Source organism: Pseudofrankia coriaricola, from assembly GCF_032027725.1.
In the GTDB taxonomy this organism is placed as follows: Bacteria; Actinomycetota; Actinomycetes; order Frankiales; family Frankiaceae; genus Pseudofrankia.
In genome coordinates this window covers 63,297-83,135 of the sequence record NZ_JASNFO010000021.1, presented here as the reverse complement: position 1 = coordinate 83,135, position 19,839 = coordinate 63,297, and the positions used below count along the sequence as shown (strand labels likewise).

General features: G+C 72.4%; 17 protein-coding genes, 1 pseudogene and 2 CRISPR repeat arrays. Of the genes and pseudogenes, 4 read left to right on the top strand and 14 right to left on the bottom strand.

Annotation, left to right across the window (positions count from 1 at the left end; translation table 11 throughout):
* Window positions 1-159 precede the first annotated feature (159 nt).
* From QOZ89_RS12845 to QOZ89_RS12815, 7 genes are all read right to left on the bottom strand, one after another.
* Window positions 160-1,662 (bottom strand): mCpol domain-containing protein, encoded by a 1,503-nt coding sequence (locus QOZ89_RS12845; protein WP_312623871.1) that lies wholly within the window; start codon window positions 1,660-1,662, stop codon window positions 160-162.
* 738 nt (window positions 1,663-2,400) lie between these two features.
* A complete protein-coding gene (cas6, locus tag QOZ89_RS12840) occupies window positions 2,401-3,285 on the bottom strand; it encodes a CRISPR-associated endoribonuclease Cas6 (RefSeq protein WP_312623870.1) in 885 nt (294 codons plus the stop codon).
* A 250-nt stretch (window positions 3,286-3,535) separates the two neighbouring features.
* Window positions 3,536-4,756 (bottom strand): hypothetical protein, encoded by a 1,221-nt coding sequence (locus tag QOZ89_RS12835; RefSeq protein WP_312623869.1) that lies wholly within the window; start codon window positions 4,754-4,756, stop codon window positions 3,536-3,538.
* 215 nt (window positions 4,757-4,971) lie between these two features.
* Window positions 4,972-5,535: a hypothetical protein gene (locus QOZ89_RS12830; RefSeq protein WP_312623868.1), complete on the bottom strand. Its 564-nt coding sequence runs from the start codon at window positions 5,533-5,535 to the stop codon at window positions 4,972-4,974.
* 156 nt (window positions 5,536-5,691) lie between these two features.
* Window positions 5,692-6,090, bottom strand: a complete 399-nt coding sequence (locus tag QOZ89_RS12825; RefSeq protein WP_312623867.1) for an E2/UBC family protein — start codon at window positions 6,088-6,090, stop codon at window positions 5,692-5,694.
* Window positions 6,087-6,380: a hypothetical protein gene (locus QOZ89_RS12820; protein ID WP_312623866.1), complete on the bottom strand. Its 294-nt coding sequence runs from the start codon at window positions 6,378-6,380 to the stop codon at window positions 6,087-6,089. Before QOZ89_RS12820 ends, QOZ89_RS12825 begins: the two co-directional genes overlap by 4 nt.
* Window positions 6,381-6,482: 102 nt before the next feature.
* Window positions 6,483-6,896 (bottom strand): hypothetical protein, encoded by a 414-nt coding sequence (locus QOZ89_RS12815; protein WP_312623865.1) that lies wholly within the window; start codon window positions 6,894-6,896, stop codon window positions 6,483-6,485.
* 284 nt (window positions 6,897-7,180) lie between these two features.
* A CRISPR array of direct repeats spans window positions 7,181-7,635; the repeat unit is 36 nt; unit sequence CTCCCAGGGATCACCAAATCCGAGTCGGATTGAAAC.
* 220 nt (window positions 7,636-7,855) lie between these two features.
* Here QOZ89_RS12815 and QOZ89_RS12810 point away from each other — a divergent pair.
* Window positions 7,856-9,049 (top strand): hypothetical protein, encoded by a 1,194-nt coding sequence (locus tag QOZ89_RS12810; protein ID WP_312623864.1) that lies wholly within the window; start codon window positions 7,856-7,858, stop codon window positions 9,047-9,049.
* A 23-nt stretch (window positions 9,050-9,072) separates the two neighbouring features.
* Here QOZ89_RS12810 and QOZ89_RS12805 read toward each other — a convergent pair whose 3' ends face one another.
* From QOZ89_RS12805 to QOZ89_RS12790, 4 genes are all read right to left on the bottom strand, one after another.
* Window positions 9,073-9,387 carry a CRISPR-associated endonuclease Cas2 gene (locus tag QOZ89_RS12805; RefSeq protein ID WP_312623863.1) on the bottom strand — a complete coding sequence of 105 codons (315 nt, stop codon included), beginning with the start codon at window positions 9,385-9,387 and terminating at the stop codon, window positions 9,073-9,075.
* Between the two features lie 157 nt (window positions 9,388-9,544).
* Window positions 9,545-9,832, bottom strand: coding sequence for a CRISPR-associated endonuclease Cas2 (gene cas2, locus QOZ89_RS12800; protein ID WP_312623862.1), 288 nt, complete (start codon window positions 9,830-9,832; stop codon window positions 9,545-9,547).
* 7 nt (window positions 9,833-9,839) lie between these two features.
* Window positions 9,840-11,078: a CRISPR-associated endonuclease Cas1 gene (cas1, locus tag QOZ89_RS12795; protein WP_312623861.1), complete on the bottom strand. Its 1,239-nt coding sequence runs from the start codon at window positions 11,076-11,078 to the stop codon at window positions 9,840-9,842.
* Window positions 11,075-12,175, bottom strand: a complete 1,101-nt coding sequence (locus tag QOZ89_RS12790) for a reverse transcriptase domain-containing protein (protein ID WP_312623860.1) — start codon at window positions 12,173-12,175, stop codon at window positions 11,075-11,077. The genes cas1 and QOZ89_RS12790 overlap by 4 nt, the downstream gene beginning before the upstream one ends.
* 262 nt (window positions 12,176-12,437) lie before the next feature.
* Window positions 12,438-13,255: a CRISPR direct-repeat array (repeat unit 36 nt; unit sequence GTCCCAGAGATCACCAAATCCGAGTCGGATTGAAAC).
* A 547-nt stretch (window positions 13,256-13,802) separates the two neighbouring features.
* Between QOZ89_RS12790 and QOZ89_RS12785 the strand changes: the two genes are divergently transcribed.
* Together QOZ89_RS12785 and QOZ89_RS12780 are read left to right on the top strand one after the other, a co-directional pair.
* Entirely contained in the window at window positions 13,803-14,390 is a 588-nt protein-coding gene (locus QOZ89_RS12785; RefSeq protein WP_312623859.1) for a hypothetical protein, read from the top strand.
* 142 nt (window positions 14,391-14,532) lie between these two features.
* Window positions 14,533-15,069 carry a hypothetical protein gene (locus tag QOZ89_RS12780; RefSeq protein ID WP_312623858.1) on the top strand — a complete coding sequence of 179 codons (537 nt, stop codon included), beginning with the start codon at window positions 14,533-14,535 and terminating at the stop codon, window positions 15,067-15,069.
* A gap of 122 nt (window positions 15,070-15,191) precedes the next feature.
* Here the strand turns inward: QOZ89_RS12780 and QOZ89_RS12775 are convergent, their stop codons facing one another.
* Window positions 15,192-17,390 carry an ATP-binding cassette domain-containing protein gene (locus tag QOZ89_RS12775; protein WP_312623857.1) on the bottom strand — a complete coding sequence of 733 codons (2,199 nt, stop codon included), beginning with the start codon at window positions 17,388-17,390 and terminating at the stop codon, window positions 15,192-15,194.
* A 289-nt stretch (window positions 17,391-17,679) separates the two neighbouring features.
* Window positions 17,680-17,763: pseudogene (locus tag QOZ89_RS47310) on the bottom strand (FHA domain-containing protein); the annotation flags it as partial.
* A 636-nt stretch (window positions 17,764-18,399) separates the two neighbouring features.
* On the opposite strand from QOZ89_RS47310, the gene QOZ89_RS12765 reads away from it, so the two are divergent.
* Complete coding sequence (locus QOZ89_RS12765) at window positions 18,400-18,879, top strand: Hsp20/alpha crystallin family protein (protein ID WP_071051751.1); 480 nt, start codon at window positions 18,400-18,402, stop codon at window positions 18,877-18,879.
* A 46-nt stretch (window positions 18,880-18,925) separates the two neighbouring features.
* Here the strand turns inward: QOZ89_RS12765 and QOZ89_RS12760 are convergent, their stop codons facing one another.
* Window positions 18,926-19,819 carry a TetR/AcrR family transcriptional regulator gene (locus tag QOZ89_RS12760; RefSeq protein ID WP_312623856.1) on the bottom strand — a complete coding sequence of 298 codons (894 nt, stop codon included), beginning with the start codon at window positions 19,817-19,819 and terminating at the stop codon, window positions 18,926-18,928.
* Between the last annotated feature and the right edge of the window lie 20 nt (window positions 19,820-19,839).

Here is a 19,839-nt window from a genome sequence, read left to right as displayed (position 1 = left end):
GCGAAAGCCCGACCGCGCGCCTTCCCAGCCGTCACGCCCGGCATGGAAGGTGGCGTGGTTGGTGCTTCGCCATTACTGGCGCATTTTTGTTGCAATGCCGTGGTCAGTAGTCGGTATATTGACGCCGCGGCCGTTCCCAATCGCTCGCGGCTGGCGCGATCAGCGTGTCCGTGGAGGTGGAACGGCTGCGGCCGCGGACCCTACCCTGCGGTTTGACAAAGAGACCATCTTGACCGCTCCGCCGCCTTCGGCCTTCGCGAGCCGGAGGCCGATAGAGGCCTGGTACGGGGTGCGGCCGACCCCGGCGGACGCGGTTAGCTGGGTCATGTCGTGGTACTTGCTGAGCAGGTCCAAGATGTCGGAACGGATGACTCTCCCCTTGACCCTGAAGAGGATGTTGTCGCCGGAGCAGAACACGACGGAGTCCTTCCCATACTTCTTCTTGACTGCCGCCCGGACGAAATCAATCGCCGCTCCCACCTGCCGGCTCCGGTCCTTGAGCTCGTCGACGCAGTCTTCGGTGTCTCGCATGGATCCGGCGATGTACGCGCCCGTCCCGTCCCCATCGATGCCGACGAACCAGCCCTCGTCATCCGACGAGAAGTCGTCGATGCTGCTGATCTCCGCGACCTCGTTAGTGTCGCTGTGTAGGAACGCGCCCAGCGACTGGGTCACGAGCCAGATGAAGGATTTCGAGATGCGGGCGCCGAGCTCGCCCTGAAGGCGTAGTACATCCGCGCTCATCGACGAGTCTGACCAGTGCACCGCCCGATTCCGCAGCCGAAGCAACAGTTCACTCAGATGCAGTAGGGTCACGGAGTCGATCGGGTGCGGAGAGTTCGCGCCGGCCATGTCCCTGATCTGGTTCAGCTTCGGCCCGAGAGTCTGCCCAGAGGTCTTCCGGCCCGGTACGCTGTTGATGACGAGATCGACGAAGGCGTCCGCGGCGGCCGTCGCGTTCATCAGCAGGATCTGCGTTGCCACGCTTTCATCCTGTGTCTGGCGTGGATCGATGCGGGCCAGCTCAGCACCTTCCAACAGGGAAACCAGCCTGCTGATCTCCTGGACCCGGCTGGGAAGCGAGGACTCTAGGTGTGCACGAAGCTGCTCGAGCTCGGCGCGCACGCGCTCCACAATAGTCAGACTTGAATGCCCGAACCCGTCAAACTTGTCAAGGCCGGAGATTCGCCGGTGCCTGACCTTGATATTTTCGTCGTCGATGGCGGCCGCGCGCAGTCGGTCGAGATCCCAGCCTCGCTGGGCTGGGGCCGAAAAGGCTACCTCCAGGGTGTACACGTGCGGCGCACCGAGCAGGAACGCAAAAATCCCGAGCGCGATCTTTATTTGGGTAGGACCGCCGGTGAGGTCGAAGTAGACTTCTCTCGTCTGCGTTGACCGCATGATGTCCGCGACGTCGCCCAGAAGCCTGTCCAGTCGATGTTCGGGGTCGTCATCGAGACTGATAGTCACATAATTCAGGTCGCCGCGGCGGAGCCCGACCCGATCGAGCTTCGAGGCATCTATCTCGAAGTGGGCCGCTAGTGCCGCAAGTGATTCGGAGGTATTGAGGACATGCACTCTCTCGAAGCGGGCGCGCGGATCGGACAGGTCCCGTCTAAGCGCTTCCGTAGCCGCCAGCAGGCAGTTCCCAAAAGAGTCCACATTCGTGTTTCCTGGAATCATCAATAACGTCATAATTCCCCCGACTGCCTGTCGTGTGGGCGCAACGCCTCAATTCTAGACGGAGGATGTCGCTGAGGATGAGACGCATGACGGCGACCTCCGGAACCAACGGACATCAGCCGAACGGCTGTGTCTCCGCATGGCCGCCTACCTGGTGTGGGCGGGGCGCTCCGAAGCCCGGAGTACCATTCCAAGGCCGGTCTCGCCGGCACACGCCGCGCTCTGGCCGTCACCAATGCCCGCGCGAACGCGAGGCTGGCATGTGACGGGGAGCACTGCAGAAAATCAGCGTGAGCTGACGACTGCCACAGTAGGTACGCGCAGGTTCGGGCGTCAAGGGCGGGCTTCATGCACACGACAGCCTGGTCACGAGGCTGGCCGCGGCTGGCACGGGCGACACCGGCGGCTGACAGCCGGCCGCCGTCGCGGACCGGGGTGCCGTCCGTCTGTGCCTGATGCGACGGCGGCGCGCCGGGCGGCATCTGGCGTGGACGAGAAATGCGGGGACCTGGCATGGTGCGAACGGTACGGCGCGGGACGCGGTCGGCCACGGGCCACCCGGCTGGGCGCGTGGGCTGGCACTTCGCGGCGTGCTGGCCAGCGCGATCCAGGCCGTCTCCCGTGGCCGTGCCCTGACCGACGCGCGGGTTGGCTGAAGGTCCGGAGCGGTCGGCCTGACTGGTGGCCGACGCAGTCAGCGGGGCGCGGCCGACGGAGTCAGCGGCGCGTGGCCGGCGTCCCCGTCCTCGCAGCGCGCGACGGCTGCTGACGCCGGGTCGGCGCGGCGGCCGGGAGCGGGACGACGTGTCCCATGCCGACGCCTGTGCGGTCGCCGAGGCCGGCGTAGCAGGCGAACGTGGCGAGGGTGTCCAGGGCGTGGCGGGCGTCCGGGGAGACTGTGCCTGCCTCGGCCAGGGAGTAACGGACCGCGCCGACGCTGCCGCGGACGGGCGGCACCCGGGGCTTGACGAGGTGCTCGGCGGTGCGCAGGTCGGCCTCGACGACCTCGAGGTTGCGCTCGGCGGCGACGACCGCGCCCTCCAGGTCGAACACCCCGCCGTGCGTCGAGCGCAGCTCGCCGGCATAGGCGCGCCAACGGTTCGCGAGCGACGTGAACACCCATTCGGGCTCGGGGAACACCCGCTGGCGGCGGGCGCCCTCCTCGCGGGCGGTGCCGAACGCGCACGGGGTGACGAGCCGGAACGCCCACGACGTCGCCGGGGCGGCGGCGCTGGCGAGACCCGGGTATTCCGCCAGCGCCCGGATCTCGACGCCCACCGCCTGGTAGGTCGTCTGGCCGATGCGCCAGGTCCGCTCGGCGGACAGCGCCTGGTAGATCCGCGCGAACAGCGCGTCGACGAGGATGCCGACCTCGAACCGCACCTCCCGCGAGTCGCGGCGCGGTGGCCGGTCGTTCTCGTCGAGCAGCGGAGTCAGCCGGTAGGGCTTCGGTGGCGGGGCGTCGTGCAGCTGCTGGGCGAGCGCCGGGTCGACGGCGCCGACCGCCGCCAGCACCGCGGCGGCGACCGCCGGCCCGGTCTGCGGCGGCGGCAGCGCCCCCGACGTCTCCGCCGCCAGCAGTACGGCCACTCGCGCCGGCATGTCTCCCCCTATGGTCTGCCCGCTATGGTCTGCCTGCGGCGCGCGGCCGCGTCGTCCGCGTCCCGCGCCCTCAGCGCGGGATCACCTGGCCGGCCGTGTCGGCCGCGGCTCCGGCCGGGCGATGGGAAGGATTCTGCGCGCCCCGCCGGAGGCCCGTCCGCCCGGCCACCCTCAGGTACCAGACGGACCGGCAGCGTGCCGGGCGGTCACCGCGCGCCGTCCAGCTGGGCGAGCAGGTCGTCGAGCCAGGTCAGGCCCGCGGCGGCGACCAGCACGGCGAGCCGGGCGAGCTCGGTGCGCGCCGCCGCCTCCTCCAGGCGGAGCAGCCGCCGGCAGCGGGCCACCAGGTCGGCCCCGCGGCCGTAGACCGCGTCGATGATGGCGGCGAGCAGCTGGACGAGCGGTGGCCGGCCGGACCGTCGGCGGGCCTCGCGCGCCCGCGCGGCGAACGCCGCCCCGATCTCGGCGCGCAGCGCATCGCGTGCCCGCTCGGTGGTCGGCACCGCGTCGGTGTCGAGCCAGCCACCGGCCAGGCCGAGGAGGGCACCTTGGGCTCCGCCCGAGGAGCCGCCCGGTTCCCCGCCCGACGAGGCCCACGGCTCCCCGGCCGGCGTGGCGCCCGGCCGGGCCTGCCTGGGCGGTCCGGGAGGCGGCCGTAGCCGCGGCCGGCGACGGGGCCGGCGACGGGGCCGGCGACCAGCGTCTCGTAGAGGTTCGGGTCGTGGGCGCGCAGTAGTGCACGGCCGCGGTCGAGGGCGGCCCGGGCTTGCACGACTGCGACGCCGAACTTCTTCTCCGTGGCCGGCAGCTGGAAGGGGTCGACGACCTGGGCGTGCAGCCCGATGATCAGCTCGCGTACCGCCGCGTCGGCCAGCGGCTCGGCTGCCAGCGGCCCGCGCGCCGGCGACGCGTCCAGCGCGTCCATGGGCTTCGCGGGCATGCCACGGCGGACCGCGTCCTCTCGGACGATGTCCACGTCGAGCTTGCGGGTCGGGTGGAGGACGAGCTGCGCCCAGCAGGCCCGCAGCCACGCCTCGTCGGTGTGGGCCGCCGGAGCCGGGCCCTGGCCCTGGCCCCGGGGAGCCGGGCCGCCGACGGGGCGGGTGCGCCGCGCGGTGTAGGCGAACAGCTCGCGGCCGGCCTCGTCGGCACCCAGGCGTGCCGTCGCGGCCGGCTCCGTCATGCCGCTGGCGATGACGGCGAGCTCGTTGAGCGGCACGCCGGCCCTGGTGGTCGGCAGCCCGCCCGCCGCGCAGACACGCAGCTTCGCCTGCGCCACGCAGAGGAACTTGTTGATCAGCCCGCCGCAGGTGTCGCACAGCGTCGACCCGTGGCAGGAACACAGCCACGGCACGCTGGTCCGCGCGACCCGGCGGACGCGGACCCGCAGCGCCGGCTCCAGGAACCGAACGAGCGCGAACGCGGCCAGGTCGCCGTCGGCGTCGAGGATGTCGAAGACACACAGGCCCATGCGCGGCACCTCCGAGGACACGACGAAGGAGGCCACCGAGGGCCGTTCGTCAATCAGCCACCCGAGCGGGGGTGGCAGCCGCCTCGAAGCCCGAGGCGGCATCGGAAGCACCGGCCAAGAGCCGGAGCGCCGCCCGTGAGGTCTCAGCCCCACGAACAGCAAGAGTCAGCGCATGACTGACTGACGGAGACAGTAAGGACCCACCCGCCGAGGCGTCAACTGCGCATCCGCTCTTTGGTGGGATCCCGGCACAGCCGTGGACTGGATTGACCCAACGGCCGCGCTGCCCGGGCCGGTGGCGGGCCGGCCCGGTCGCCCGCGTCGTGCAGGGCCGCGTGGTCGCCGCAGACGGGGCAGGCCGGGTCGGCGATGGCGCGCAGGTTCGACGTCGCCGGGGCGGCGAGGTCGACCAGGATCTGGTCGGCGGCCGCGCGCCGCGGGGGGAGCAGGTTGATCAGCTCGGCGAGGGCTTGGGCGACGACGGCCTGGTGATCAGCCGGGGCGACGACGAGGGAGGCGGCGAACGCGGGCGGGCTCGCGGGGATGACGGAGAGGAACTCGCCGTGGGTGGTGAGCGCGTTGCGCAGGTCGTGCCCGGACAGCCGCGCGACGGCCGCGCCGGGATGGGAATGGACGTCGACCAGCGACAGCGCCTGCTCGTAGCAGGTCCGCAGCACGGTCCGCGTGACCTCGGGGGAGACTTCCACCCGGTCGCCGTTCTGGACGGTCAGCGCCTCATCCGGAACGAGCAGCACCCACCGGGCCCGCAGAACCACCACGGGGCCGGTCGTCGGTCTCCACCACGTCCGGTGACGCCAGGTCCGCGCGGGCGAGCAGGTAAGCGAACCGCTCGGCGGGGCCTGCCAGCAGATGGGCGTGTAGCCCGTTCCAGAGGCGGGACGGAACGACGAGCGCGCGGCGCCGGTCCATGAGGGTCAGTCCGTTTCGCCGAGGTAGGTGCGGATCGCCTCGACGTAGGTGACCAGCGAGTCGACGCCGGGGCTCCAGCGGCGTTCCGGGTCCTCCAGGCAGTACCAGAGGTAGCCGAGGTCGGCGTACGGGTTGTGGTACTCGCGGAAGTAGTGCCCAGGGCTGACGAGAAAGGCGCCGTCGCGCCGGCGCAGCCGGTCACCCAGGTAGAAGCCGTCCGGCGCGCATTCCGGGTAGGTGAGCGGCACGGCGATCAGCACCGTGGTGCGGGCCGGCGCCCAGCCGCCCGGCAGCCGGAACTCCGGGATGAGCAGCCACGACCCGTCCGCGGCGACCCGCAGCTCCGGGTAGGCGCACAGCAGCTGCGCCGCCTCGCCGAGAACCCGCCGCTGCTGGGCGTTCACCGGCCAGGCCCCGCTGTTGCGGTGTCGCCCCCGCTGCCCTCCGCAACGGACGGGAAGGCGCGCACGACGCGCCGGTCCCGAGCCTTGGAGTGGCGGGCGTGGTGGGCGAAGACGTCGCCGTCGGCGAGCCGGACGCGCTGGCCGTCGCCGACGATTGTGTTCCGCTCCGGGTCCTGCTTGACGAGTACCCGGTCCGGTTCGATCCCCGCGGCCTGCTTGAGCTCAGAGCCGCTCATCTCGTCGGCGATGACCGGGACGTCGATCCCGTTGATCCGAATCGTGCGAGCCACTGAACACTCCTGTCCTCTCGCGGGTCACCAGGCCCAGACGGACGTGGCCGGTGCCGGCGCGCGCCCAGGCCAGCACGGCCGTGGCGCTGACAGGCGCCGAGCTCAGACGAGGCGAGCGAGCCACAGCGGCGCCGCCAGTGTCCCCGCGACGGCAAGCCCGAGCAGGAACCCGGCGACGGGACCCATCCGTCGCCGCCGTGGCGTGCGTGGCCGGCGGCCCCGTCGCTGTTCGTCGCGTCTCGGTCCGTTCCGTCGCCGCTCGCTGTCTCGCTGCCCTCCGCGCCGCCGAGAGCGCCGACGCGGATCCGAGCGCGCGGGCGGTGGCGGGTGTGCCCCGGACGGCCGGCGCCGCCGGCGCACCGCCGCCGGCCCGATCGGCACCCGCGCCGGCGTCCGGTCCCCCATCCGGCCCGAACCCGCGACAATGGACGCATGCGCGGCGACGTCCTCGGCCAGCTCGGGAACGGCCACCCCACGGTCGTCCACCCGCAGCCGCGGCGGCCGCACCATGCTCACCGCCTCCTCCACGCGGGCACCCACGGCCCGGACATCTCCGACGCCCGGAACGGACGGACGGCCAGGCGCGCAGCCTCGCCCCGCCCCGCGTCGGAAGATCGTCAGCCAGAACCTCCGACACGCCGACGAACCCGAGAGGTTCTGGCTACTGATCGACATACCCTCCGACCAGCGAAGACGCCCACCAGGAAGATCAAATCTTCCCTTCGGGGCCGATCTTCACAGAGAGGTTCTGGTTTGATCTTACAAACCCGCAGCTCAGCCGGTGTACAATTCGGACAGCTCTCCCAGAGATCACCAAATCCGAGTCGGATTGAAACCATGCCAGCGCACAGACACTTCACTCGCGATCACCTCCCAGGGATCACCAAATCCGAGTCGGATTGAAACAGGGATTCACGAACGGTTTAGCATCTGTATCCAGTCTCCCAGGGATCACCAAATCCGAGTCGGATTGAAACTCTGCTCATGCTCCCACTTCTTCCGTCGTGGCACTCCCAGGGATCACCAAATCCGAGTCGGATTGAAACGTGGGGGCGGCCCACCACGGCCACGTCCTTGACGCGCTCCCAGAGATCACCAAATCCGAGTCGGATTGAAACGTGAATGTCACGCAGCGCCCGGATCAGAGCCCTCCCAGAGATCACCAAATCCGAGTCGGATTGAAACCTTCAAGGTCGAGGTTGAAGTGCGTGATGATCCGCGCCCAGAGATCACCGAATCCGAGTCGGATTGGAATGACGGTTCCTGGAGGCTGTTCATGATGCCTGAGGGGTCTGGTGGGTTGAAGCTCTTCCGCGCTTTGGGGCGGGTGGTGGGGGTGCGGTCCGTCTGGGGTGGGTGTTGGGGACCTGGGACGGGCTGGGGGAGAGATGGCGGGCTGGAACGGGCGGGGGCGGCGCCGGCGCCCGCTGGGGGAGGGGCCGCTGGGTGGGCGTGGCGGGGCGTGGTTCCCGCTGGTGCCGTACCGGCGGCGGGACAGCCAGGGGCTGCTCGCGTTCGCGCGTGCCTGCGCGGAGCGGGACGCCGCCGCGCCCTACCCGGACGCCGAGTCAGGCCCGACAGAGCCGCCGTTCGAGACGGTCATCGCGCGGCACGCCGCCGTGTGGGGTGAGCGGCTCGGCCGCGGCTACCAGCATGGCCGCGTCCAGGCCTGGTGTTCGGTAGAGGACGCGCGGGCGCGGCTCGCCGGCCTGGAGCTGGTCCGCGAGGCGGCTCGCGGCGCGCTCGCCACGGCCGAGGCCGAGCACTTCGCTGCCCTGGCCGCCCTGGCGGCGACCGGTAGCAGTGGCCTCCACGGCCATGGCCCCGGTGGCCGGTTCCACCGTGCGTATCTCGCGTCGTCGTCGCCGCGGACGCGGGCGGCCGGCGTCGGCGTCGGCGCGTTCGCCCAGGCGGCTCTGCTGACCCCGCCGGCCGAGGACGGGTGGGGCGCGTTCACGCTGCCTTACCTGGGCAGGCTGCTGCTCGTGGCCGCGGTCGCGTGCGCCGGGATGCTGCTCGCGGGCCATCTCGCGCGGCAGGCCCGCGACGAGCGGCTCGCCGCCGAGCGGCGGCACGCGGCCGGCCGGCGGGCCGGTATCGGCCGGACCGTGCGAGGCGTCGCCGGGTTGGAGCTCTCGCCCGCGGCTGTCGCGGCGCTCGTCGCGCTGGCGGTGGCCGACGTGGGCCTTGCGTTCGGCCGGGCGTCGGCGGGCGCCGGCCGGCCGTTCGGCCTCGCGGTCCCGGTGGCGTTCGCTCTGTTCCTGGCCGCGGCGGCGCTGGTCACGGCGGTGGTGGCGGCGGCCGAGTATCGTGCCCACGACCCGCTGGCGGCGGCCGTCCACCGGGCCGGGCAGCGCGCGGCGCAGGCCCGGTTCGCGGCGCTGGCCGCCAGCCGGCGGGCACTGGCCGCGGACGCCGCCGAGCGGGCCGCCGTCCGTCAGGCGCTCGCGTCGGTCGCGGCGTTCCGCGGCCTGTACGGCGAGGAACGGGCCCGTCTGGAGATCGTGCGAGACAGCTACCGCGCCGACCTGGTCGCCCGCTGTGACGTGGAACGCGCCGCCGCCCTGGCCGCGCTACCCCGCAAGCCCTGGCCCGGCCCCGCGTGGCTCGACGCCCTCGAAGCGGACCTCGCGGCCCTGGCAGCCGAACAGCGCCCTCGGAACACGTGAATCCCGTTCCGGCCGGAGGTCTGTCAAGCGGGGCGTGTCTCGGTGATCAGCCAGCCGCCAGGGCCGGGCAGGGCGGGCGCCGGGCGCCAGACGCCCGCGGGGAGCCAACGGACCGCGCGCCAGCACGCCGGGCACGGCTGCCAGACGCCGAGCCGGTCGGCGGGGCTGAGCAGACCGGCGAGGCCGGCGCCGACGCGGACGGCGGTCAGACCCCGGTCGGCGGGCAGGTACCACCCGCTCTGCTGGAACCGGTCGGCCACCGGTCGCAGCGACCGGCGGACCAGCTCCCGGCGCTCGTCGTCGGCGACGTCGTACACGACGATGATCGGCGTGTTCACGCCGCCGCCCGCCGCGCCGCGATCGGGTCCACCGCCGCGCGGGCCGGTCCCATACCGGGCTCGTCCTCGTCCAGGTCGCCGGCTTCGTGTGCTCGTGCACGTGCTCGCGGTCCGGGTCGGGGCCGGGGCCACGACGGTACGGTCGTGATGATCACGTTCATGGGACGATCCAGCCCGACCCGGGGAGGGCATTGAGGGGTGCGCCGCTCCAGTGGTGGCGGCAGCGGGGGCAGTACGGAACGACGACGACATGGTCGGACGGCTCGACGATCTCGACGAGACGTTCGACGAGGCGGTTCACCGCGCCGGCCGGCGGCGTGACGTCGTACACCGACCGCAGCACCCGCGGCCCGTGCCGTTCCAGCACCTTGGCGACCTGCCGGCGGTACGCGTCGAACGAGACGTCGAAGCTGACGAGCAGCCCGGTGTCCTCGGGATGCGACATGCCGCCGTCACCGCCAGCGGAACGGTTCGTAGGGAACGCCATCCAGCAACGTCTGCCGCAGGGCCAGGCACTGCGCCCGGATCTGGCTGCCGTAGGTGACTCCGGTCGCTGGGCCCCAGGTCCGGGCCGGTGAGTCGACCCGGGCGCGGAACCGTTCGATCACCGCCGCGGTCGCCTCGGGCCGCAGCCGTGGGCGGGGCGCCAGCGGCGGGTACTCCGCCCCGCCGTCGTGCCGGCTCGCCACGGCCCCCCGGCCGTCGCCGGCAGAGCCGTCCGCCTGCGCGGCACCCGGCGAGGCCCAGGCATCCGGCGGGGTGCTGCCCGTGACGTCCCCGGGGATGCCGTCCCGCGGGTGCGGCGCGGCGGATCGCCCGGCCGTCGGCCCGGCTGTCCGCCCGCCGGGCGGCGCGGCTGTCCGCGCGGCGGGCGGCTCGGGCGCGATGACGTCGGCCGGGCCTACCATCCGCAGCCCCAGGACGCTGAGCACGGTCGACTCGAGCAGCACCGGGCGCCACTCCTCCATCAGGTCGAACACGAGCGTCGGGCGGCCCGGGTGCGGCACGTGCAGGAACGACACGTACGGGTCGAGCCCCGCCGCGACCACGGCGCCGAACACGATCTCCCGCAGCAGCGCCGACGTGTAGTTGATCAGCATGTTGACGACGTCCGGCGCGTGCCGTTCTCGGCGCCGGAAGCCGAGCCCGTCGGCGAGCAGGAGGCGCAGCGCGCGGAAGTAGGCGCCGGACGCCGCGCCTTCCACACCGTTCAGCTCGGCCACCGAGCGCGTCGCCGCGGCCGCCGGACCGGCCGCCGCGACCCGGCGGGCCAGCGCCCAGGCGTCCTCGTCCGCCGGCGTTCCCGCCGCCCGGCGCCGCAGCAGGATGTCCTGGTTGTGGATCTTGCCCCGGACGAACGCCTGGGCCAGCCGCAGCCGGGCCTTGTCGTCGTGGTGGAGCTCCAGCTGCCGGCGCCGGGCCACGATATGGGAGGCACGCGGCGGCTCCAGCCGGCCCCGCGGCCGGCCGTCGGCGGTGAGCAGCGCCAGCGGGACGTCCTCGGCGAGGAGGGCGGTCATGGCCGGCGTCGTCACGGTGACGTTGCCGAACAGGACGACCTCGCTGATCCGCCCGAGCGGCGCCGACGTGACGACGACGCCGTCGCGGCTGGCGACGAGCCGGCCACCCCGGCGGCCCAGGACAAGCCCATGGCCCGTCACGTAGAGCGGCCGGCGGCTTGGCCGGATCATGGCGACCTCCACGATGCGGACGGAGCGTGCGCGGCGCGCGGGGCGGCCGGCGACCTGCCGCGCGGCGGCGGCCCGGTGTAGGCGCGCGGGTCCGGGGCGGCGGCGGCCCGGCCGCGTCCGACGGACATCGGATGTGTCCAGCCGGCGGACGGCTCGGCCTCCCAGCCGCCGTCCTGGAAGAACACCCAGCCCAGGAACGAGAAGCCGCGGTCGAAGCTGGAGACGTACGTTTTCTCCTGGTTCATCGCCAGGTCGAGCGCCGCGAGCGCGCCGCCTGCCACGTGGGCCGACTGGACGGCCTGCTCGGTGTCCGCGCAGAACACGGCGATATCGTCGGCATAACGCACCAGGAAACCGGGCCGGCGGTGGACGGCGGCGTCGAAAGAGCGGAGATAGACGTTGGCGAGCGCGGGGGAGACTGGAGCGCCTTCCGGGACGCCTTCGCGCCGCGCGACGATTCCGCGCTCGGTGAGCACCGGCGCCGTTATCCAGCCGCGGACCAGTTCCACACCGTCGGCCGGCACAGCCGGCGCGAGCGCGGCGAGGAGGAGATCGTGCCGGATGCGGGCGAAATAGTCGGCGATGTCGGTGCGCAGCACTACGCGCCGGCCCGCGTCGCGGTGCCGTTCCGCCGCCGCCAGCGCGTCCAGCCACGACCGGCCGCGACGGTAGGCGAAGCTCACCTCGACCGCGTCGGCGTCGAGCTGCTCGTGACAGACGTCCAGGAACGCGCGCTGCGCCACCCGGTCGCGCACGGTCGGCAGGCCGAGCGCCCGACGACGGCCGCCCCGGGTGATCGTGACCAGCCGCAGCGGCTGTGGTGCGTAGCCCCCCTCGGCCAGCTGGTCGGCCAGGCGGTCAAGCCGCGGGCCAAGCTCGCGGGCGAAGTCGGCCACGGAAAGCCCGTCGGCCCCCGGCATGCCGCTGCCGGCGGCCACCCGCGCCCACGCGGCCCACAGCGCCCGCGGCTCGGCCATCGCCCGCGGCACCCCACCGGCCGCCCCAGCGCGGCGACGAGGTCCCGAGCCGGCGACGATCCCGCCCTGGCCGTCGGGAGCCCGCCCTGGCCACACCCGCGCGCCGAACCACCCCGTCATGGCGCCCGCCCTCCGTCCGCCCCGAGCCCGGCCCGGCAGCCGCAGCCCTCACCCACCACGGACGGACGCAACCTGCCGCCAAGCCAGAACCTCCGACACGCCGACAAACCCCGGAGGTTCTGGCTACTGATCGACATGTGCTCCCACCTGCGAAGACGGCAGGCGAAGAGATCAGAAAGGCGGCGCCAAGTGGATCTTCCGCACGAGGTTCTGGTTTGATCTTGCAAACCCGCAGCTCAGCCGGTGTACAATTCGGACAGCTGTCCCAGAGATCACCAAATCCGAGTCGGATTGAAACACGTTCTCCCCAGCGGTGATCAGCGCCGAGGCGTCCCAGAGATCACCAAATCCGAGTCGGATTGAAACCCGGACGGGTCCTTGACGAGGGTGACGGTACGGGGTCCCAGAGATCACCAAATCCGAGTCGGATTGAAACCTGGTGGAGTGCCGGTTCGGGTGCGATTTCGGCAAGTCCCAGAGATCACCAAATCCGAGTCGGATTGAAACCCCACGCTGAGGGCGGTCACGATGCAGGTGATGGTCCCAGAGATCACCAAATCCGAGTCGGATTGAAACCTCCGCCATCCGATTCCCCCCGGGGTTGGTCCCGGGGTCCCAGAGATCACCAAATCCGAGTCGGATTGAAACTTGGTCACGACCATCGCGAGCAATGCCAGGGCGACAAAGTCCCAGAGATCACCAAATCCGAGTCGGATTGAAACATCGGCGTACTGCCGGAGTCCCTGCGGGTTGTCAGGCGTCCCAGAGATCACCAAATCCGAGTCGGATTGAAACTTGCACGATTTGACCTGCGGTGATTGCCACAATGCCCGGTCCCAGAGATCACCAAATCCGAGTCGGATTGAAACTGACGAGCCAGCCAGGAACGAAGCACGCGGCGACGGTCCCAGAGATCACCAAATCCGAGTCGGATTGAAACTCGCTCCACCCGCCGAGGTTCGCCATCGTCACATACGGTCCCAGAGATCACAAAATCCGAGTCGGATTGAAACTCGTCGGGTCTATCTGGCATCACCTGGGCGCGTCCCAGAGATCACCAAATCCGAGTCGGATTGGAATGGCGGCCCACCTTGGCGAGCCAGGCGAGGCACTGCTGGTCCGAGAAATGGCCGAATTCGAGTCGGAGGAGGGCTTGAAGGAGTTTTCGCGGGATGCGTGGCGGGTCTGGCCCTGGGCGGAGGGGAGGATCCGCCGCGGGTTGACGTGAGCCGGGGCTCGTCCGTCTGGCTTGGTCGTAGGTGACCATGCGGGGCTGGGGGAGAAGATGACGACGGAGACCGGGCGAGCGCGGCGGGGTGCCGTGCTTGAGACGCCGCTGGGCGGGGTGCGGCGCGGACGGCGGGGGTGGTCCGGGCTGGGGGCGCGGACACGGCTGTGGCTGTGGTGGCTGGGGCGGCGGGATGGGCGGGTTGGCGTACCGCCCGTCGTAGCTGCGTCAGATTCGGGCCGTCTCGCGCAACCGGTGTCGAGGGCGGGCCGGGTCGTGCCTGGGACGGCTGCCGGCGGTTCGGCGTCGTCGGCGCCGAGCGGTGGCGGGGCCGCGCCGCCGGCGGTTCCGGGCGGTTCCGCGGAACCGCCGCCACGCGCGGACCGGGCGGGGACGCCGGTGACGGTGACTCAGGTGATGGTGACGCCGGTGATGCTGGAGTTGGCGAACGCCGCGGCCCGGTCGCACGAGGTGCTGCGTGGGGCGCTGGCCGCGGTGCTCGTCGAGCTGGACGCGCGGATCGCCGAGCGGTCGGCGCGGGTCGAGGCGCTGGCGGCGCGGGTGGACGCGAGCCCGGCTGAGCGGCTCATGCGCGCGGCCGAGGAACTGGGCGCGCCGGCGAGCGGGGATGACGCGGCCGCGCGGGCCCGGCGGGCCGCGGCGAAGGCGCGGGCCGAGCTGCTCGCCGACCAGGGCCGTCTCGCGGACCTGCGGGTCCGGCTCGCGGCCGACCTGGAACGGCGCGAACGGCTGATCGACGAGGCGGCGGCCCGCGTCGGCGGGGTCTCGTCCTACCGCGACCAGTGCATCGAGGTGTACCGGGCGGCGAACCTGCGCCGCCGGCGCCGAACCGCCGCCGCGCTTGCCGGAGCCTGGCCACGCCCGACGTTCCCGCCGCCCGCCTGGCTCCACGCCGCCCGCCGCGTCCCGACTGGCGCCCACGCGGGCACCCGCGTGGGCGCCCCGGCCCAGCTCCAGGACCGGTGATTCTCGTCGCGTCACCGCGGCGGGACCAGGGTCACCGTGGCGGGCTAGGTCCACCGGCGCGCGGATGATGCGGGCGGACGGCGGTTGCGGGCCGCTGATCCCGGCCGGGCGGGCAAGCTGGGCTGGGAGAGCGGCGGGCTGGGTGGTCGAGGCGGAGGTGAGGGCGCTGGCCGGCGTGGGCGACGAACTCGGCCTCGGGCGTGCCGCGGGGGATGGTGCGTGGTTCGGTGCCCCGCGGGTCCGGCGCCGGTTCGGGCCGGTGGAGGTCGAGCGGCTGGGTGGCAGCGTGCTGTTCGAGCTCCTCGACGCCAACCTGCGGCTCCTTTGGGAGGAGGGCGCGCCCACACCGTCCACGGGCGCCCCCGCGCCGCCGGTGGACGTCCCGCCGCCGGGTGCGTACCTCCCGCCGCCGGTCGGACGCCGGCTGGCCTTGCTGCTGCGGGCCGAGGCCGGCGGGGAGCTGGAGCGGCCGGAGGCCATTCGGGCGCCGGCTCGGCGGCGGTTGGCCGACCCGGTGCCGGCCCACCCGGAGGTGGTCCGCTCGCTGCGGGTCGACCGGTCGGTGACGGGCGTGCGGGTCACCGTCGAGACGACGGTGACCGGCGCCGCCCCGGTGACCGTCGTCCTTGCCGTCGAACAGGCGGCCGACCTGGCCGATCTCCTGGCCACCTGGCGCTGACCGTGGACCGCCGGCTCAGCGGCCGGCTGGGCCGAACAGGGCCGGGTATGGTCCGCGCCGAGCCGGCCGGGTGGTCTGGCGGTACTCGTCTCGGGTCGGGGCCACCCGGCCGTCGGCCTGAGTCAGCGGCCGGGCGGGCCCCAGGCGCCAGGACCGGGTGGGTGCTGGGCGCCGGGCTGGGGTGGCCACGGGACGCCGCCGGTCGGTGGCCCCGCGGGCGGGTAGACGGGAGAGCCGTGACCGGGGGTGCCCGGTGCCGGCGCGCCGGCGGGGTCGTAGGCGGCGACCGCGCTGGCGGCGACGCCGGCGGCGGCCGGGCGGCCGACCTTGGGCTCGATGCGGCGCAGCGTGACCGACGTCAGGTAGAGCAGGACGGCGCCGAGCGCCAGGGCCACGGCGATGTCGAGCACCCAGACGCCCGCGCTGTGGTTCCAGAGCGTGTCGCGGGGCGCGGTGCCGATCCGGTCGTCGCCGAGCTTGCCGGCGTTGTTGAGATCGTCGGTCGCGGCGAGTGCGGCGAAGGCCCAGCGTGCCGGGGCGAGCCAGCTGACCTGCTGCAGCCCGAGCCCGTCCGACACGGTGATCAGACCGCCGGAGAGCACCAGCTGCGCCATCGTGATCAGGACCAGGAACGGCATCGTCTTGTCGGCGTTGTCGACGAGCGTCGAGACGAGCAGGCCGATCATCATCGACACGAGCGCGGCGACGACGATCGCGATGAGGCACTCCAGCAGCGGCGAACTGACCACCACCGCCTCTTCCGGCGTGCGCCCGACCAGGCCGATCAGCGTGAAGATGATGCACTGCAGCGTCGTGATGCCGGTCAGGATGACGATCTTCGAGCCGAGATAGGCCGATCTGGACAGGCCTATGGTGCGTTCTCGACGATAGATGTCCCGTTCTTTGACGATTTCGCGTACCGAGTTGGCCATGCCCATGAAACAGGCGCACAGGATGAGCACGACGAGCACCTTCGTCGCGTCGCTGTTCGGCCGGCCGTTCGCGAGTACGCCCAGCCCGTTCGGCGCCGGGATCACCCGCGGGATGATCCCCAGGAAGACGGGGAACGCGGCGATCAGGCGCAGGTACGACCTGTCCGCCAGGATGACCTTCAGATAGCGGCGGGTCAGCGTCGACAGCTGCTTGGGCACCGACTGCTGACGGATGCTCGGCAGCGCCGGCGGCGCGGTCCGCACCGACGGCGCGACCATGGCCGACGGCACGTAGTACTCGGAGGCGCGGAACCGGGCCGCCATCTGCTCGCCCGGGGTCGCCTCAAGCTCCCGGAAGACGTCGACGAAGTCCTTGAAGTCCCGCTTGCCGAAGTAGGTCAGCGCCCCGTCCGGCGGGCCGAAGTAGGCGATGAAACCACCGGGGGACAGCACCAGGACGTAGTCGCATCGGTCGAGGAACAACACGCTGTGGGTGACGACGATGACGGTGCGGCCCTGCTCGTCGGCGGAGCCCGCGCCACCACCCTTGGCCAGCGTCCGCAACGTGTCCATCACGGCCTGGTCGTTGGCGGGGTCAAGACCCGACGTCGGCTCGTCGAGGAACAGCAGCGACGGCCGGGTCAGCAGCTCCAGCGCGACGCTGGTGCGCTTCTTCTGGCCGCCGGACAGGCGCGAGACCGGGGTGTCGGCATGCTGCGTGAGCCCCAGCTCGCCAATCGTCTCCAGGACGCGGGCGCGCCGCTCGTCGGTGGTGGTGTCTGCGGGGAAGCGCAGCTCGGCGCCGTACTCAAGGGCCTGGCGGACGGTCAGCTGGGCGTGCAGCGGGTCGGCCTGCGGGACGTAGCCGATCCGGCGGCGCAGCTCGTCGTACTCGTCGTAGAGGTCGCGGCCGGCGTAGCGGACGGTGCCGGCGTCGGCTGGGCGGAAGCCGGTGAGCGCGTTGAGCAGCGTCGACTTGCCGGCGCCGGACGGGCCGACGACGCCGAGCAGCGAGCGGGCCGGCAGCCGGAACGTCATGTCGCGCATCAGCTGCTTGGTGCCGGCCCAGACGTTGAGGCTGGTCGCCTCGAACGCGACGTCGCCCGAGTCGCGGTACTCGACGAGCGTCGCGCCGTCGAGCTGGTACAGGTGGTGGCCGATCGCGATCACGTCGCGCTGCCCGACGGGGGCGCGCTGCACGCGTTGGCCGTTGACGAACGTGCCGTTCGACGTGTCGAGGTCGATGACCTCGGCACCGCCGCGGTGCAGCAGCAGTTCGGCGTGGTGGCGGGAGGCGAGCAGGTCCGGGACCGAGACGTCGTTGTCGCGGGACCGGCCGAGCCGGATCCGGCCGCCGGAGATCGGGTGGACCTTGCGCGCGGCCGGCACCGACGGGTTCGTGGTGGTCGGTACGCCCGACGGGCCGGTCCCGGCCCCAAGTACCGGCTGGCCGGCCAGGACGGGCAGGAGCTGAGGGGTGGGCGGTATCTGAGGGCCGGGCTGGACTGGCGGAGCGGGCTGGGTCGCGCGCTGTGCGGGGGGAGCGGCGGCAGCCGGCCGCTGCGCCTTCGCCGGCGCCGGGGACTGCGGTGATGACGACTTCCGGACCGTCGACCCCGCCCAGGCGGATCCTTGCCACCTCGCCGAGCTGGAGCTCCACCTCGGTGACGCGGCGGCCGTCCCGCCAGATCCCGTTGGCGCTCTGGTCGACGACCCGCCAGCCGGACGCCGACGGCGCGAGCAGCACGTGCTGGCGCGACACCTTGCTGTCGCTGATCGCGATGGTCGAGGACCGGGCCCTGCCGATCACCGCGGATTCCGGACCGGTGAGCAGCGCCTCTCCCGCCGATGTCGTCACCCGAAGAGCGGTGCTGACCACCCCGTCCCCCTCCGCTGTACTGCTCGTCTACGCCTGGGCACCGCGATGCGGGCGTCCAGCCGCGTGATGATCACGCGGCCTGAGCGCCGCGTTACCGCCGGCCCGGCCATCCCCCACGGACCGGCAAGCGCGAATCTGGTCCGCGCGTTTCGGTCCTACGTTGACAAACACGCTAGTGCGCCCAGGTTCCGCACGGAACGGGCGGGTCCTTACAGCCGTGTCGAATTTCCGACGGCACATGCATCGAAACGCAGTGGGTAGGCAAAGCACTACGGACGGGTATCCAGGGGCTGGCTCAACTCGACCCGGCGGGACGTGGCCTGGCGGGGAGTGGACTGGCGGGACCTGGCTGTCAGTGCCTGCCTGGCAGGGCCCGGCCGTCAGCGGCCGGCAGCCAGCGGCCGCGGACGCCGGCCGAATCCGCCGACGGATCCCTCGTCCGGCACCGGTCCGGCACCGGTCACACCATAAGGCCGGAAAACCATCTAAATCGGTGACAAAGTTCTGAGGAGGAAGCAAATGGCACTCCCCGCGCGTAGCGGCGACGTCCGCCCGATGCTGGCGAAGTGGGACCCGTTCCGGGAGATCGAGGACGCCTGGGCGAAGATGGGCAGCCTCCTCGGCGACGTGGTCGGTGGCGGGGCGCCGGAGGGCCGCACTTTCAGCACCCTGGCCAACATGATCACCCCGGTCGACATCGAGGAGACCGATGACGGGTTCATCGTCGAGATCGATCTCCCCGGCGTCTCGAAGAAGAACATCACCATCGACCTGCAGGACAACGAGCTGATCGTCGGTGGCGCGATCGAGGAGCGGGAGCGCACCGGCAAGCTGCGCCGTCAGGCCCGCCGCACCGGCTCGTTCGAGCACCGCATAGCGCTGCCCGGCGACGTCGACCCCGAGTCGGTCCGCGCCTCGCTGTGCGACGGCGTCCTGACCATTCGCCTCGCCAAGCAGCGTGCCACCCACCCGCGCCGCATCGAGATCGACGCCGCCTGACCCACGCGGCGCAAAGGACGAGCCCGCGGGCCTACCGATGGCGAAACTAGATCACCCGGGGGACCTTGGGGCCGGTGACGCCCCAGAAGACGAGGCGGATCATCGCCTGGCGCAGGTCGGCGACGTGGATCTCCCAGGCCTCGAAGCCGGGCTGATGGGCGGCGACATGCGCGAGCATCGAGACGAGCGCGCCGGCCATCGCCATCGGCTCGACCTCGGCGCTGCGCCCGGCGCGGGTCTGCGCCTCCTCGACCGCGCCCGCGAGTGACCTCGTGATCGCGTTGAGCATGCGCACCCGGGCGCGGCGGAACCGCTGGTCGCCCTCCTCGGTGAGCAGGTCGACGACCCGCAGTACCGGCTGGTGCGCCTGCCAGAACGTCAGGAACCCGTCGACAAGCGACTCCGCGCTGTGCCAGCCGGCGGCACCCCGCCACGGCCTGGCACCGACGAGGTCCGACAGGTGGGAGCCCTGGTCGGCGACCTGCTCGGCGAGCGCGAGCATCGCCGTCTCCATGTCGACGAAGTACTGGTAGAAGGTCGCGGGTGAGGTGCCCGCCTCGCGCGTGACGTCGGTGACCGTGAGCTCCCGGTACGGGGTCGTCTCCAACATCGCCGCGGCGCAGTCCAGCAGGCGGGCCCTGGTCGCGAGACCTCGCCGGCCCGGCACCCGGCCGTCCGCCGCCCGCGGCGCCGCGGCGGCCGGGCTGGTGTCGGCCGGGCTCGCGGCGTCGGCCGGGCCCGCCTCTGTCGCGGCGCCCGCCTCGGTCGGCACGCCCGGCTCGCCCGCGTCGCCCTGGCCGTTGCCCGCGTCTGCGCCGACCGCGAGCCGGGCGCTGGCTCCGCCCGCCGCCGCGCGGCCGCGGCCCCGAGGACTCTGGTGGGGGGAGGCATTGGCGGGCTTGGCGGTCTTGTCGAGGGCAGGGGCGTCGGCTGGAGACACGTGGTAAGCGTAAGGCGACG